The organism is Amycolatopsis sp. cmx-4-54, from assembly GCF_046548895.1.
In the GTDB taxonomy this organism is placed as follows: Bacteria; Actinomycetota; Actinomycetes; order Mycobacteriales; family Pseudonocardiaceae; genus Amycolatopsis.
In genome coordinates this window covers 70,999-85,054 of record NZ_JAEBEJ010000007.1, presented here as the reverse complement: position 1 = coordinate 85,054, position 14,056 = coordinate 70,999, and the positions used below count along the sequence as shown (strand labels likewise).

The 14,056-nt window shown below is 65.1% G+C and carries 15 protein-coding genes and 1 pseudogene; 8 read left to right on the top strand and 8 right to left on the bottom strand.

The genetic code is table 11. The annotated features are described in order from the left end of the window. Window positions 1-173 precede the first annotated feature (173 nt). Window positions 174-1,211: a hypothetical protein gene (locus ACLJQ7_RS23820; RefSeq protein WP_410650389.1), complete on the bottom strand. Its 1,038-nt coding sequence runs from the start codon at window positions 1,209-1,211 to the stop codon at window positions 174-176. 299 nt (window positions 1,212-1,510) lie between these two features. Here ACLJQ7_RS23820 and ACLJQ7_RS23815 point away from each other — a divergent pair. After that, a pseudogene (locus ACLJQ7_RS23815) lies at window positions 1,511-1,714 on the top strand (helix-turn-helix domain-containing protein); the annotation flags it as partial. Window positions 1,715-1,858: 144 nt separating this feature from the next. Continuing rightward, window positions 1,859-2,911 carry a hypothetical protein gene (locus tag ACLJQ7_RS23810; RefSeq protein WP_410650682.1) on the top strand — a complete coding sequence of 351 codons (1,053 nt, stop codon included), beginning with the start codon at window positions 1,859-1,861 and terminating at the stop codon, window positions 2,909-2,911. A gap of 741 nt (window positions 2,912-3,652) precedes the next feature. Here ACLJQ7_RS23810 and ACLJQ7_RS23805 read toward each other — a convergent pair. Together ACLJQ7_RS23805 and ACLJQ7_RS23800 are read right to left on the bottom strand one after the other, a co-directional pair. After that, window positions 3,653-4,273, bottom strand: coding sequence for a cupin domain-containing protein (locus ACLJQ7_RS23805; RefSeq protein WP_410650388.1), 621 nt, complete (start codon window positions 4,271-4,273; stop codon window positions 3,653-3,655). A gap of 21 nt (window positions 4,274-4,294) precedes the next feature. After that, window positions 4,295-4,942 carry an O-methyltransferase gene (locus ACLJQ7_RS23800; protein WP_410650387.1) on the bottom strand — a complete coding sequence of 216 codons (648 nt, stop codon included), beginning with the start codon at window positions 4,940-4,942 and terminating at the stop codon, window positions 4,295-4,297. Between the two features lie 743 nt (window positions 4,943-5,685). Between ACLJQ7_RS23800 and ACLJQ7_RS23795 the strand changes: the two genes are divergently transcribed. From ACLJQ7_RS23795 to ACLJQ7_RS23775, 5 genes are read left to right on the top strand one after another with little or no spacing between them, the layout of a single operon-like run. Beyond that, the gene (locus tag ACLJQ7_RS23795) at window positions 5,686-6,099 is read left to right on the top strand and encodes a cupin domain-containing protein (protein ID WP_410650386.1); all 414 of its coding nucleotides are present in this window, start codon (window positions 5,686-5,688) and stop codon (window positions 6,097-6,099) included. After that, window positions 6,096-6,422 (top strand): hypothetical protein, encoded by a 327-nt coding sequence (locus ACLJQ7_RS23790; protein ID WP_410650385.1) that lies wholly within the window; start codon window positions 6,096-6,098, stop codon window positions 6,420-6,422. Before ACLJQ7_RS23795 ends, ACLJQ7_RS23790 begins: the two co-directional genes overlap by 4 nt. After that, a complete protein-coding gene (locus ACLJQ7_RS23785) occupies window positions 6,419-6,808 on the top strand; it encodes a cupin domain-containing protein (RefSeq protein ID WP_410650384.1) in 390 nt (129 codons plus the stop codon). Before ACLJQ7_RS23790 ends, ACLJQ7_RS23785 begins: the two co-directional genes overlap by 4 nt. A gap of 12 nt (window positions 6,809-6,820) precedes the next feature. Next, complete coding sequence (locus tag ACLJQ7_RS23780; RefSeq protein WP_410650383.1) at window positions 6,821-7,387, top strand: VOC family protein; 567 nt, start codon at window positions 6,821-6,823, stop codon at window positions 7,385-7,387. Continuing rightward, on the top strand, window positions 7,384-8,598 hold the full coding sequence (locus ACLJQ7_RS23775; RefSeq protein ID WP_410650382.1) for a sedoheptulose 7-phosphate cyclase: 1,215 nt from the start codon (window positions 7,384-7,386) through the stop codon (window positions 8,596-8,598). Before ACLJQ7_RS23780 ends, ACLJQ7_RS23775 begins: the two co-directional genes overlap by 4 nt. Window positions 8,599-8,691: 93 nt before the next feature. Here the strand turns inward: ACLJQ7_RS23775 and ACLJQ7_RS23770 are convergent, their stop codons facing one another. Next, entirely contained in the window at window positions 8,692-10,233 is a 1,542-nt protein-coding gene (locus ACLJQ7_RS23770; protein WP_410650381.1) for an FAD-binding protein, read from the bottom strand. Window positions 10,234-10,624: 391 nt separating this feature from the next. Next, window positions 10,625-11,365, bottom strand: coding sequence for an SDR family NAD(P)-dependent oxidoreductase (locus ACLJQ7_RS23765; RefSeq protein ID WP_410650380.1), 741 nt, complete (start codon window positions 11,363-11,365; stop codon window positions 10,625-10,627). Window positions 11,366-11,465: 100 nt separating this feature from the next. Here ACLJQ7_RS23765 and ACLJQ7_RS23760 point away from each other — a divergent pair, with 100 nt between their 5' ends. Beyond that, a complete protein-coding gene (locus ACLJQ7_RS23760; RefSeq protein ID WP_410650379.1) occupies window positions 11,466-12,101 on the top strand; it encodes a TetR/AcrR family transcriptional regulator in 636 nt (211 codons plus the stop codon). A gap of 76 nt (window positions 12,102-12,177) precedes the next feature. Here ACLJQ7_RS23760 and ACLJQ7_RS23755 read toward each other — a convergent pair whose 3' ends face one another. The 3 genes from ACLJQ7_RS23755 to ACLJQ7_RS23745 form a co-directional block, all read right to left on the bottom strand. After that, window positions 12,178-12,321 (bottom strand): hypothetical protein, encoded by a 144-nt coding sequence (locus ACLJQ7_RS23755; protein ID WP_410650378.1) that lies wholly within the window; start codon window positions 12,319-12,321, stop codon window positions 12,178-12,180. A 98-nt stretch (window positions 12,322-12,419) separates the two neighbouring features. Next, a complete protein-coding gene (locus ACLJQ7_RS23750) occupies window positions 12,420-12,845 on the bottom strand; it encodes a VOC family protein (RefSeq protein ID WP_410650377.1) in 426 nt (141 codons plus the stop codon). A 347-nt stretch (window positions 12,846-13,192) separates the two neighbouring features. Continuing rightward, window positions 13,193-14,014 (bottom strand): S1 family peptidase, encoded by an 822-nt coding sequence (locus tag ACLJQ7_RS23745; RefSeq protein ID WP_410650376.1) that lies wholly within the window; start codon window positions 14,012-14,014, stop codon window positions 13,193-13,195. Between the last annotated feature and the right edge of the window lie 42 nt (window positions 14,015-14,056).

The following is a 14,056-nucleotide window of genomic DNA, read 5'->3' as shown; positions in this document are numbered from 1 at the left end:
CCTTCTCGCGACGCTGGGGCGGACCCTGCCGTCGTTTCAGCGCTTGCCGTTCCGGCGAATGCCACCCCGGCGGACAAGGCCGCACCAGCGGCGATCGTGGCGAAAAGTTTCTTCATTTCATCTCCTGTTTGTTGTTGGTGCGCCGTCTGTGGCGGCGCGGTTTTTCCCAGCCATCAGCTCTTGACCGGGACGACGAACACATGGCTCATGCCAGCGTTGTGGGTCGTGGCCGAGCCGCGTGAGTCGGTCAGACCTACCGCGGTTCCCTGCACCCCGCCGTCCATGCCGTCCTGCCACTTCACCAGGACGTAGGCGTTGAACCGCTGTTCACAGTCGGCCCGGACAGGGAAGTCAGGCAGGTGCAGCGGCACGTAATGGTGGTGCACCGAGTAGGACATCCGGCGGGTCGTCGTGGTGGCGTTGCTGGTCTGGCAGAGTTTGTCGCCGTTCCACTGGTTGACGAAGAGCGTGAACGTGGCCGTCGAGGCCGGCGGTTTGGAGCAGTCCTTGTCCTTCACCGGGTAGCACGTCTTGTACTCGGTGTCGGCGAAGACACTGAGTTTCGTGAAGCCCGGCGCGAGAGTGAAGTACGGCAACGCGGGCTCGCGCGCCACGACCTCGGGGTCCGGCCCGACACGCACGAGGCCACGGGGCGTGGCGCGCTGGGCGGGCAGACCGTCCGCGGTGTTGGCCACGGACGTGTCCGCGAACTCGAGGAATCCGTCGTGCAACTGGAACCGGGCGTCGAGTTCCTTGCGTATCGTGGCGGCACGGACGTACGCGGTGCAGGTGACCGTGGTGGCGACACCGGGGTGCACCAGGAAGCGGGTGGTGAGCTGGACGTCCTCCTTCTCCGGCTCCAGGGACGCGCCCTTCTGCAGGATGTTCTGCCCCGTCACGTAGCTCTGTTCGCCCCCTGGCCAGGTACACCGCACCTCGTTGTCGAACAGCGAGCGGTAGGTGGCCGAGTTCGCGCGCATCACCGATCTGACGTAGGCGGTCTGCGTCGCCGACATCTTCAGATCCACGCTGCCCAACTCCTTGACCTCCTGGTCGAACTTCACCGGCTCACCCGGCTTTGTCTCGGGCACCTTCGGCGCAAGCACCTGTTGCGGCGTGAACTTGACATAGGTGACATCGCTCGCGATCGCCGCCGGCGCGAGCACGACCAGCACCACGGCACCGAGAATGAACGACAGGATTCGCTTCACCCGCGGTCTCCTTTCACCAGTGAGAATTTAGCGTGACGAACTATTCCGGCGATAACACATGGCCCCCTTCATAAGGGGCGAGGTGTCGAGTTCCGATGGGTACGGATGCTCCTGAAGTGAATTTGATTCACGGCCCACCAGGGGTACGGAACAACCATGTCGCGTAACAAGCAGTGGCGGCAAGGGTTGCCGGAACGTGTGTCGTCCCGGCATGCGTGAAACGGCCCTGATCAGGGGTCTCCCGGAGGGCGTGGGACGGTGCCATACTGGCTGCGGCACCGGAGACTTGGGGAGGGTCGATGGATGTGTCGAGCACGCGCAGCGAGCTTGCGCAACTTCTCGCTGCGCTCAAGGAGCGCAGCGGGCTGAGCTATTCAGAGCTTGGCCGGAAGTCGCATATCAGCAGTTCCACCCTGCATCGATACTGCTCTGGAGTAACAGTTCCACCCGATTACCGGACGATTGCCGCCATCGCCACCGCATGTGGAGCGACTGACCAAGACCTCGCCGATTTGCTACGGCACTGGCATGTGGCCAACGGCCAGATCACCGTGGCGACACCGGTTTCCTCAGTGGAAACTCCGGACCTGGCCTCCGGCTCTGGCCGGCGGCGCCCACGATCACTCGCGGCCGCCACTGCGGTCCTCGTGGCGATCGTGATCCCGTCCAGCACGGCCTTCGATGATGCGGGCCCCTCCACCCCCGTGCCCGCCGCCGCGCCCGCCGACGCCGTCGTCCGATACGACTTCGCGCCACGTCGCATACTCGCGCCGCGGACGCCCAAGGCAGTGCCTGGCGGATCCTGGAAGCCCGATCATGAGGTGGTGGCGCTGGGCAGCGTCGAGCTCGAGATGTCGACGAGGCAGACCGCGCACGTGGTGTCGGTGATGCGCGCGAGCTCGGCGACCTACCGCTCGCTGTTCGACAACGAGGTGCGGTGCCGGTGGCCCGGCGGCGAACAGAATTTCGTGACCGGACAGAACATTCTGCAGGAAGGGGCGTCGTCGGAGCGGGAGAAGGAAGAGGTCCAGCTGACCACACGCTTCCTGCTGCATCCCGGTGTCGCCACCACAGTCACCTGCACCGCCTACGTCCGCGCCGCCGCGCTCAGGGAAGACCTTGACGCGCAGTTCCGGCTGGACAGCGGGCGGATCGAGGTCGCCGACACGTCCGTGGACAACACGACCACAGGCGCGCCCGCGCAGAGTGCGGTGCCACGCGGCCTCCTGCACGTCGGACCGGCTCCCCGCATGATCGCCCGGGAGCCGGTACTCAGGTCCGTCACCTTCGCGCCCGGATTCACCCACCTCAGCATCGTCGCCGACACCCAATACCAGGCCTGCTATCCGCAGAAGGACAGGCACTGCGACGCGCCCGCGCCGACCGCGTCGACGGCCACCTTCACTCTGTACGTCACCCAGTGGAAGGGCAACGAGGTCTGCCACAAGGACCGGGCTACCGGGGAACTCCGCGAGATGTCCTACGCGGTGCACCGCCATCACGTACCACTCCACCTGCCCAACTTCACCATCCGCGCCGACTGCGACCCGCGGTTCAGCGCCTACGTCATGGTGAAGTGGGTAGACGGGATGGACGGCGGAGTACAGGGCGCCGTGGAAGACCTGACCGCCTCACGCGGATCCACCTCAACGCACAGCGCCGACATGAGCCACATCTTCATGATCCCCCACAAAGGCTGAACAGGCCATCGGCGGACCGGGACGTTGTTCAACGACCGCACAAACACTTCTCATAAATGGTGCCGCCAGCGAGTCCGGCGGTGGCCGGCCACCACAGCACCACCACCGTCGGGCCAAAGCTCCTCGACGGGTCGATCAATCGGGCTCAGTGGCGAACTGAAGGCGGCCTGGGGATCAGCCGTTCAACGTGGTTTCGTCGCCTGGACGCCTCTCGACGGCCACCAGCTAAGGCCCGCCTACCAGGTCGTAAGTCACGTAGCAGTCATTGGCAGCCTCGACGACCACACTCGTCGCTGTCTCCCTGGCGAGACGGCGCCAGCTGTGAAAGAGGGTGTGAAGATCCGAACAGGGTGAAGACGTCATCGACCTTCACCAGCTCTGCGCCACGTTCACTTAGGCCCAGTCCAGCAGCGGTAGCCGCCGACACTCCAGTCGGGTTAGCGTCTTGCGATGACCGCCCGGCGATGGGTGTTGCCTGCCCGGCAGGGTTGGCCGCTCGCTGTTTGCGAGGGGCCAACCTTTCGTGTGCTGGCTTAACCGCTGCTCGGTGCTTATCCCGGAAGCCCTCGGGTGTCGAAGAAGTACCACTTAGTGCCGGGGCCGGCCCTATGAGCCACGACGATTCTCATCGGGATCACGCAGTCAGCCCGCGGCCACTCCCCCGGCGCCGGACACCCACCTGGGCGCCCCGACTGCACCTAGGCCTCCGAAGACTTCAGGCTCGAAGATCACCGTGCATGGTCACCACGACACGATCACCTCCGGCGGAAGTGGTTCGAGTTCGGGCACGACCGGTGCCTGGTAGGTCCGGTACTCAGGCAGGATCGCCTGGTGGCCTAGTGCCCGCGCGATCGGCGCGAGGACGCCGAACAGCGCGCGCTGCACGGGCCACGGCGGGGCGGCGAACCGCACGATGTCGGAGAACTCCAGCAGGGTGACCGCGGACTGAAGCAGGCCCGGCTTGCCCTTCGCGTCGGTCCGGCCGTCCCTGGCCAGGCCGTACAGCTGCCGGAACACCACCTGCTCGAAGCGGTCGACACCGCCGCGCATCTGGATGAGTACGCGGGTCTCGCCGTCGGAGGCGTTCCAGAAGTAGTGCCGGGTACCCGCGGCGGCGAGGACACTGTGCCCGACCCGGTCCATCATCAGCGTGCTTCCCCCCGCCCGCAGGCCCAGCCTGCCGTCGACCAGGGTGAAGCGTTCGTCTGCGGAAGGGTGGTAGTGCTCGCCGACGACGGTTCCGCCCGGTGCCAGGTACAGGTCCCACACGATCTCGTCGCCGTCCTCGTCATTACCTCGCCGGATGACGACGCGCTCCCCGCAGACGGGATTCTCGTAGATTTCTCTCGACCGAACGACCATCGGACTCCTCCACCCCGTCGCTCAGTGCTTGAGCGCGAAAGTCAGGCCGTCGGCGAACGGGATGAGGCTGAGGTCGACCCGCTGGTCGTCGCGAATCCTGTCGTTGAACTTCCGCAGCGCGACGGTCTCCGAGTCACACTGGGACTCGTCCAGGAGGGCGCCGTGCCAGAGCACGTTGTCCACCACGATCAGCCCGCCGGAGCGCACCAGCTCCAGCGCGGCCTCGTAGTAGGTCTCGTACCCTTCCTTGTCCGCGTCGATGAAGACGAAGTCGAAGGAGCCACGGGCGTGTTCCTGAAGCGCGGCAAGGGTTTGTCGGGCATCCCCGACCCGGGCGTCCACCTTGTCCGCCACCCCGGCCCGCTTGCAGTACTCCACCGCGATGGCACTCCACTCCGCGTTGACATCGCAGGTGATCACCGTGCCGCCGGGAGGCAGGCCCATCGCGATGGAAACGAGGCTGTAGCCGGTGAACGTCCCGACCTCGATCGCCCGCTGGACACCCAGCGCCCGCACCAGCAGGCGTAGGAACTGCCCCTGCTCCGGGGAGACCTGCATGATCCTTTCGGTCGCCGCCGTCAGCTCGGTCGTCGTCTCCCGTAGCTCACGCAGCACCGCCGGCTCCCGCAGTGAGATATCCGCGATGTAGTTCTGCAAAGCATCTGTCACATCGACTTGAACCCGCATCCTAGTTCCCCTCAGATTCGACAGGCGGTGAACCCTCTCCCCAACCGGAATATCGTCCAATATGGACATCGGTGTGCGGCGCGTGGATATCGGGACAACGAGCCGCCGACACCAACATTAACACCGCCCGGCGCACGTCGTCAGCCGCCGGAAACGCGGGCAGCCCGGCTTGCGGAACAGCGCTGATCATCAATTCGATGACTCGCCGTCTTCCGGCAACGAAATAATCCAGGCGGATGTGCCATCCGGCCCGATTTCGCGGATCGACCGGCCCTTCGAGCCGACGACGATGTTCTGTGGATTCGTGGATTCGATGATCCAAAGCGTCAGTCGACTTTGATCGTTTACGAGTACACCGTTCGCCACCCTTGACAACCACCGCAAGCGTGGGCACTCTCGAAATAGAGGCCATACTTATCAGCAATCGCAAGCCTGGGGGTGACGCGCATGCTGGGGGTAGCTCATCCACCAGCGCGCATCTATACAACACTGTCATGACGGTATCGCAAACAGGAGTGAACTCCGGTGACAGCTGCGATATCTGCACATATTGAGCCAAATTCGGCCGGATGAACCCGAGTCCGGCCAGTAAGCGAATCTCGTCCGAGGCGCCGAATGAATATCGCGTTAAAATTCTACTGAGTGACGACCGAGCCGGCCAGCGGAAGCGCACGAGCGACGCGTACCGATCCTGGTCGACCCGCGCGTCACGGAAAGGTTTCCCGTTGGTTGACGCCGTGATCGTCGCCGATCTGAGCGAACCGTCCCAGGTTTACGGCATGCACGGGGGCGAGGGACTGGCCCAGTACAAGGTCCTCGCCCGTCGCGGAAGTCTGTTCGGGTTCTGGGAAGCAGTGGAGTGGTCGTGCCTGGCGCCCGGTGGCGTCAGCGGCGAACACATCCACACCCGTACCGAAGAACTCTATTTCATCGTGTCGGGCTCCGGGGAGATGACCCTCGACGGGCAAGCACACCAGGTCACGGCCGGAAACCTGATCATCAACGGCCTTGGCACGCGCCATGGGCTGCGCAACACGGGAACGGAAAACCTCGTGTGGCTGGTCATCGAGGTATCCGGTCCGCACACCACCGCCGTACTTTCCGAGAACGAACCTGACGCACCAGGGGGAGCGAAATGAGCAATGCCGTGGTCATCAGTCTCAGCGAGGTCCGGGAGGTCGACGCTCAGGCCTATCTCACCGGGCCATTGCGGCGCGTGCGGCTGCTCCGGCTGGAAGCCGGCGAATCCGAGCGACTGACGGCCGACACCGAAGAACACACCCTGTACACGCTCAATGGCCACGGAAGTGCGGTGACCGCGTCGGCGAACATTCCTCTCCGGCACGGCGTCGCATTGACCCTGCCGCTGGGCGGCGTTGTCTCCGTCGAAGCAGCATCGGAGTCGCTGGAGGTCTTCGTCGCCAGTCTCGCGGTCGAGGCGGACCTGGAGGCCGGACGTTGATCATCACCCATTCGCAGGGGCTGGTCCGGACCGTTGACGAGCGTGTCGGGGTGGTGCTTTCACGCTGTTTGGCGCGGCGCGGAATGCTGTACAGCGAATGCGAGTCCATTGACTACCTCCGGCTGGCACCCGGCACCACTACGGATACCCGGGGCCGCGCGGGGATCGAGCGGGCCTGGTTCGTCCTGCACGGTTCCGGCGAACTGCTTCCCGACGGGCCGAGAGCACCTGCCATATCGGTGCGAGAAAACGACTTCGTCCAGTGCCGATCGGGTTCCGCCGCGATTCTGCGGAACACCGGCGAAACCGCGCTCGAACTGCTTCTGCTGTCGGTGTTCCCGGCCTCGGTCACGAGCAAGCTGCCGGTTCGTAAACCGGTGGAATGACACGGGATCCGAATGAACAGCGGAATTCCGGGCACCCGTAACGTCGACCACGTCGCCTACACCGTGCCGGATCTCGATCAGGCGGTGGGGTTCTTTGTCGATGTGCTCGGTGCCGATCTGGTGTACCTGACCGGCCCGGTGTCGGACCCGGACGGGGATTGGATGGCCCGCAAGCTCAACGTTCACGCCCGAGCCTCGGCGCATATCGCGATGCTGCGGCTCGGGCCGACCATGAACGTGGAGCTGTTCGAATACGACACTCCGGGCCAAAACCGGGCGCTGCCGAGGAACAGTGACCACGGCGGGCATCATCTGGCGTTCTACGTGGACGACGTCGACGCGGCGGCCGACTATCTGCGGCGGCAGCAAGGCGTACGAATGCTGGGCGAGCCCGAAACGATCGAGCAGGGCCCGATCGCCGGTTCTCGCTGGGTCTACTTCCTCACGCCCTGGGGAATGCAGCTGGAGATCGTGCATGTACCGGCGGGCCGGCCCTACGAGAAGCTGACGACGACGCGTAAGTACGGCCCCGAAACACGCCCGCTGCTCGATCATCACCTCTCAAGGAGCACTACGTGAGCCTTACGCGCACCACGTCCGACACAAACAGGCAGCGGTGGTCCGGTGAGCCAGAGACCCGGTGGGTCGTCCGGGCGACGCAGCCGGTCAGCTACGAGATCCGCCTCTGTGAAGATGTGCTCGATCCCGCGAACCCGGCGTTGCTGGAGGCCGTGCCCGCGGCCGCGGCGCCGACCTCCCGCCGGTTCGTCGTCGTGGACTCCGTGGTCGATCGTCTCTACGGCGAAAGGATCCGCGGATACTTCGACCAGCACGGTGTCGAATACCAGATCTGCGTGCTCAAATGCGGCGAGCCGGCAAAGAACTGGAAGCACGTCCTCACCGTCGTCGAAGCACTGGACAGGTTCCGGATCGACCGCCGCAGGGAACCGATCGTCGCCATCGGCGGCGGGGTTCTCCTCGACCTCGTCGGTTTCGCCAGCAGCCTCTACCGGCGGGGCACCCCGCTCGTGCGAGTGCCCACCACCCTCATCGGCCTGGTCGACGCGGGAATAGGAGTCAAAACCGGGGTGAACTTCCATGAGCACAAGAACCGGCTCGGCACCTACTCCCCCGCGGACCGGGTACTGGCGGACCGCTTGTTCCTGCGCACCATCGGGCGCCGGCACATCAGCAACGGCCTCGCCGAGATCCTCAAGATGGCCTTGATCAAGGACAGCCGGCTCTTCGAACTTCTGGAGCGGTATGGGCCGTCCTTGCTGGAGAACGGGTTCCAGACGACGGGATCTTCCGTTCCCGGCCCGTCCTTCCATGATGCCGCCAACGAGATACTGAAGCGCTCCATCCACGGCATGCTCGAGGAGCTCCAGCCCAATCTCTGGGAGAAGTCCCTGGAGCGGGTGGTCGACTATGGCCACTCGTTCAGCCCGGTGCTGGAGATGCGCGCGCTGCCGGAACTGCTGCACGGCGAGGCGGTCAGCATCGACATGGCACTGAGCACCGTGGTCGCCGAACGCCGCGGGCTGGTCACCCCAGCGGAGAGACAGCGGATCTTCCAGGTCATGCGTGACCTGGATCTGCCTCAATGGCACCCGCTCTGCGAGGACGACCTGCTGATTTCGGCTCTGCATGACGTCACCCGTCACCGCAGCGGACGGCAACGGCTGCCGCTTCCCATCAGTATCGGGTCGGCCCTGTTCGTCAACGATCTGACCGAACAGGAACTGGGTGTGGCCAGCCGCAAACTGGCCGAGCTGGCGAAGAACCCGTGATCCCGAAAGACCCGTGATCCGCAGCCTCGCGGTGCCCGCGGCCTCCCTCCCCCGGGAGATGCCGGCACCGCGAGCCTACGGCTGTGCGGCCGATCAGCGCTCCGGGAGCCGCACCGACTGGGCGTGCCGGAAGACGTCCCTCGGATCCCATGTCTTCTTGACCTGCTGCAACCGCTCGTAGTTGTCCTTGTAGTACAACCGGTACCAGGGAACCTCGGACTGGTTGAACTCGGGCGAGCTCAGGTCGATGTCCGGGTAGTTGACGTAACATCCGTCGGTGACGTCATTCGGAACCGGAACTCCGCCGGTGTCCTGATAGAGGTCCCCATAGAAGTTCCGCAACCACGCCAGGTGCTTCGCGTCATCGTCGGCTTCGCTCCACAGCACCTGCCAGTAAAGCTTGAAAACCGAATTCCGGTGCGGAAAAGCGGTCGACGAAGAATCCACCGTGTTGACCCTGCCGCCGAAACCTTGAAGATGCATCGAAGCCGAGGGATTGTCGATCTCCGTGCTGGTCAGGCTGTCATACATCGTGGCGATGTGCTTGTCCGGGAAGTTCCGGCGCATGTAGCCCGACTTGTAGTCGGCGCGACGCGTCGGGTTGTTCAGCTCGGTGTTCGACGTCCCCAGGTAGCGCGTCGCCTGCAACCACGGCAGCCGCTGAGGCTCGAAACAGTCCGGCATGGCCGTGTACTCGCCCATCGACACGGTCATCGGCTCGACCGGTGAGTCCACACCCCGGAGCAGGAACGCGAGATACTCATCCAGAATCTCGCGCGCACGGGGCATCGTCGCATCGACCTGAGTGATCAGGCCGATCTGACCATTCGACCGGTGGTTCAGCACGAGCAGCCCGAACAACCCGGCCGCGCCGCTGTCCGGACGCGTGTTCGCCTCGTGCCAGTCCCCGTAGTTGCTCACCAGCCGGAAGAACTCCTTTTCGGAAATCTTGTTCCAGGGCAGTGATACCGCACTCAGCAGCACATGACTCGGAGGTTTCGGCAAGAGCGCATCCGGGGTGTCCCCTGCCGACCCCGGGCTCCGGAACCAATACCGCGTCACCACACCGAAGTTGCCGCCTCCGCCACCGGTGTGCGCCCACCAGAGTTCACGGTTCGGGTCCCCCTTCTCCCGGGTGGCCACCACCGAACGTGCCTTTCCCGACTTCTCCACGACCACCACCTCGACGGCGTAGAGATGGTCCACGACCAGGCCGTGCTTACGGCACAACGCACCCCAGCCGCCGCCGGAGACATGGCCGCCGACGCCGACCGAATAGCAGATTCCGCCGGGAATCGTCACCCCCCACGATTCGTACAGCTTTTCGTACACGTTGAGCAGGTTCGCGCCGGCCTCGACGGCGACCGCGTTCATCCTCGGGTCGAAGTAGACGCCGTCGAGGTTCTTCATGTTGACGACGACGTCGACATCGTCGTTGTACACGAAGTCCTCGAAGCAGTGCCCGGCGCCGTTCACCGAAATTCTCCTGCCGTCGCGCACCGCCTCCTGTACTACGTGCACGACCTGCTCAACCGACTCGATCATGGCCACCGACTCCGGCGTGCCGATCCATCGCTGGTTATAGCCACTGGTAAGGTCCGGATATTGCCGATCCGATCGCGCAACCGTAACCATCGCATTTACTCCCCTCAGAAATCACCTGTCGACCGGGCACAAGAACACTCCCCCGCCCGGTATCTTTCGCCATGACCCGGCAAAGCCCACGGCTATGGGCTTCACTTCCCCTGCCCGGCATGTCATTCAATCCCCAGAATGCCGTCCGTGACCACCGGACCGCATCCATTACCGGCAAGCTACCACGAAAGGACTAGTCCTTCAAGCATTCGGGGGCTTGCGAATCCCTTTACAATCACAGGGTAATCACCGCAGTGGCGAATAAATGCGCGGGCCGGCGGACAATGAGGTCACATTGTCTGCCGGCCAGGTTTTACTTGTGATCAGCGAACGGCGTCATCGTCAGGCGTGGCCGCGACGCGCGCTGATTTTTGTGTCGATCATCAATTGCTCAGACGGCCCAGCCTCCATCCACCGCAAGGGACTCCCCCGTGATGTACCGGCCGCCCTCACCGGAAAGGTGCGCGATACTGGCGGCGATATCACTCGCGGAGCCGTAGTGCCCCAAGGCGGTGATCTCGCGCTGCCCTTCGGCGTCAGGCCCGTCCGCCGGATTCATGTCGGTGTCAGTAGGGCCGGGGTGCACCAGGTTGACCGTGATCCCCCGCGGGCCGAGCTCGCGGGCCAGCGCCTTGGTGAAGCCGGTCAGCGCGGCCTTGCTCAGGCAGTACAGGCTGACACCGGGAAACGGCACACGCTCGACATACGCCGAGCCGATGTTGATCACCCGTCCACCGTCCGCCATATGCGGCACCGCGGCCTGCGCGGCGAGAAAAGCGGTGCGCACGTGGACGTTGATGGCCTCGTCGAACTGGTCCAGCGTGACGTCTTCGAGCAGCCCGTACGGGAAGAATCCGCCGCAGTTGACAAGGATGTCCACCTTGCCGAACCGGACCGCCACCTGCTCGACGGCGTCGGTTACGGAATTCGCGTCCGAACCGTCGAGCCAGACCGCCATGCCGTCGCGCCCCTGCCCTTCGATCACGTCGACCACTGCCCGCGCCTTGTCTTCGGCATGCGCGTAGCTCACTGCCACGTTCGCGCCATCGGCCGCGAGCCGGGTAGCCGTAGCCGCGCCGATCCCCCTGCTGCCGCCGACGACGAACGCGCTCTTACCAGCGAGATCCGACATGACTCCCTTTCTGTAGTGAACACTACAGAAAGCTTCCACGACGCGGTCCGCCCCGTCAAGTAACTTGGGTTTCCGACGCGACAGAGAAGGGAGCAGACCGGTGGCTGAGCGAGGACGACCGCGTGGTTTCGACCGGGACACCGCGCTTCGCCGCGCGATGGAACTCTTCTGGGAGCACGGTTACGAAGGTGCGTCGCTCGGTCAGCTCGCCGCCGCGATGGAGATCAACCCGCCGAGCCTCTACGCCGCGTACGGCAGCAAGGAACAGCTGTTTCGCGAAGCCGTGAACCTCTACAACTCCGTCGAGGGCTACGACGCGGACCAGGCACTGCGGAACGAGCCGACGGCCCGGCGGGCCATCGAGGTCATGTTGCGCGGCTACGCCAAGTCCTACGCCGATCCCGCCACCCCGCCCGGCTGCATGATCGTCCTGGCCGCCAACACCGGCACCCCGCAGCACCAGGCCGTCCGCGAGCTGCTCGCGGATCTGCGACGCGCGACCTCGGCGACCATGCGGAACCGGGTGTCGCGGGGAATCACCGACGGCGATGTGGCGCGGGATACGGATACGGCCAAGGTGGCCGCCTTCTACTCGGCCGTGCTGCAGGGCCTGTCCATCCAGGCCAGGGACGGCGCCACCCATGCGGATCTCGACGGCATCGTGGACGCCGCGATGGCCGCGTGGCCTGCCCTGGCCGGTAACGCCGGACGGGGATCGTCACCGGTGACCGCCTGAACGAGGCCCGCCGCGGCATCGCTGTCAACGCGCCGGGGTCGATCGCCATACTCGGCCTCTTCTGCCGCGCGGATACTCAGATCTTGACGGCACGCAGGATGTTCGTATGCGTTCCGGGCTGCTTTCCGCTGACCTCCGCCAGTTGCAGGCCGGCCTCGGCGAACAAGGCGCCGAACTCCTTCTCGGTGCGGATGGCGCCACCGCAGGCGAGCGTGCACAACCGGAAGACGAAGCCGCTCGGCTTGGGTGAAGACCCGAGCCGAGCGGCTTTTTCGTGGCACCCTGTGCTCGCACAGGCAGGCTCTCCGGCATTCCGGGCTAAAGGTCGAATTCCCCCGGCGCGAGGCTGCGTGCCAGGCAGAACTCGTTTCCTTCCGGGTCGGCCAGTACCACCCAGGACCGGCCGTCTCCCTGTCCCACATCGGTCTTGGACGCGCCGAGCGCGAGCAACCGCTCCAGTTCGGTCTGCTGGTCACTGTCGATCGGGGAGATCTCGAAGTGCAGCCGGTTCTTGGCGGGGGTCTTGGCCTCGGGAACACGGACGAAGACGATATTCGGCACAGCGGGCCCGCCACGCAGCGCGGCCAGCCGCTGTTCGTCCGGCTCCTCCGGATCGGGGCCGATCCCGACCGCGGCGCCGTTCTTGTCCTCATAGACGACATAACCCAGAACGCCGCACCAGAAATCCGCCAGCCGCCGCGGATCCACGCTGTCGATGGTCGCCCATTCGAACCGACTCGTCATGCACAACGCCTTTCCCTTTCGGATATCCGGTTCACTCTATTCCATGTCGACGGCGATGTGGAGGCGCTGAGGAACGCGGTGGCACCGACCGCGCCTTCGCAAAAACGGTCAGCGGACTCATCGTCTACAGCACTTCGCACGGCAGGAACCTCTACGTCCTCCGGTGCGGTGCCGGAAACAAAGCCGTGTACCTGGCGCGCTACTACAGCAAGGCCGCGGACAAGTCGAGGCACATCATCTCGAACCCTGCACACGTCTTTGGAGGCACTCGCATCCCGGTGAAGCGCAGGCAAACGGGCGAGGGCGGTCAAGTCACCGTCCTCGCCCGCTGCCGGAGCGCAAGAGCGTCAGTGGTGTCCGTGGATGGTGCGCTGGATCCAGCCCGTGTAAGCGGGCACGCTGGTGTAGAGGCCGGGTCCGTTGGCGCAGGGCACGTCGTTGTCACCGGGGCCGGAGGTGACGCCGATCAGCTCCCACCGGCCCCACTTCCCGCGCTGGATCTGCGGACCGCCGGAGTCCCCCATGCACGCCATCGCAGCGGGCTTGCGGCTGATCGTGCAGAGCCGGGTCGAGTCCGCGTAACCGGGCGAGCATTCCGACACCGCTCCGCGGCGGGTGTCCAGCTGCTGGAGCCGTTCGGGGAAGACCGCTTCGGTGATGTCGGCGGTGTCGACCGTGGTGCCGAAGCCCAGCAGACGGGTCGGCGTGCCGGGGCGGCCGGGACGGTCGGCGATGCGGATCGGCTGTTCGGGGACCGGGCGGTCCAGGCGCACCAGCGCGATGTCGTTCTTGTTCGGCTCACCCGGCTGGTAGCCGGGGTGGCGCACCCAGCGGTCGATCGTGCGCACGGTGCCACCGGAGGTCCGCCGCTCGCTGCCGATGCGCACCGTCCCCTCCGGCCGAGCCGGGTTGTTCCCCGGGTCGACACAGTGCGCCGCGGTCACCACCCACTGCGGGTGGATCAGCACCGCCCCGCAGACACCTTTGGCGTTGTTCAACTCCGGCACGATCTCCGGGATCGAGGCCATGAACTCGTACCGCTCGGTGGAGTTCTTCCCGTTCACCACGGCACCGGCGCTGCCGGGCACCGCGAGCGCGCAGGCGGCACCTGCCAGTGCGACCGCGGCGGCCCGAACCAGGTTGCGGCGCAAGGAACCTACTCTCGACATACATTTCCTTCGTTCGGGTACTTCGGATCGATGGGATCCAGC

Excerpts from the sequence above, each read along its gene's own strand:
- ACLJQ7_RS23805 (WP_410650388.1), bottom strand. The coding sequence starts at position 4,273 with ATGGTCGTTCGGTCGAGAGAAATCTACGAGAATCCCGTCTGCGGGGAG.
- ACLJQ7_RS23790 (WP_410650385.1), top strand. The coding sequence starts at position 6,096 with ATGAGCAATGCCGTGGTCATCAGTCTCAGCGAGGTCCGGGAGGTCGAC.
- ACLJQ7_RS23780 (WP_410650383.1), top strand. The coding sequence starts at position 6,821 with ATGAACAGCGGAATTCCGGGCACCCGTAACGTCGACCACGTCGCCTAC.
- ACLJQ7_RS23770 (WP_410650381.1), bottom strand. The coding sequence starts at position 10,233 with ATGGTTACGGTTGCGCGATCGGATCGGCAATATCCGGACCTTACCAGT.
- ACLJQ7_RS23765 (WP_410650380.1), bottom strand. The coding sequence starts at position 11,365 with ATGTCGGATCTCGCTGGTAAGAGCGCGTTCGTCGTCGGCGGCAGCAGG.
- ACLJQ7_RS23750 (WP_410650377.1), bottom strand. The coding sequence starts at position 12,845 with ATGACGAGTCGGTTCGAATGGGCGACCATCGACAGCGTGGATCCGCGG.
- ACLJQ7_RS23745 (WP_410650376.1), bottom strand. The coding sequence starts at position 14,014 with ATGTCGAGAGTAGGTTCCTTGCGCCGCAACCTGGTTCGGGCCGCCGCG.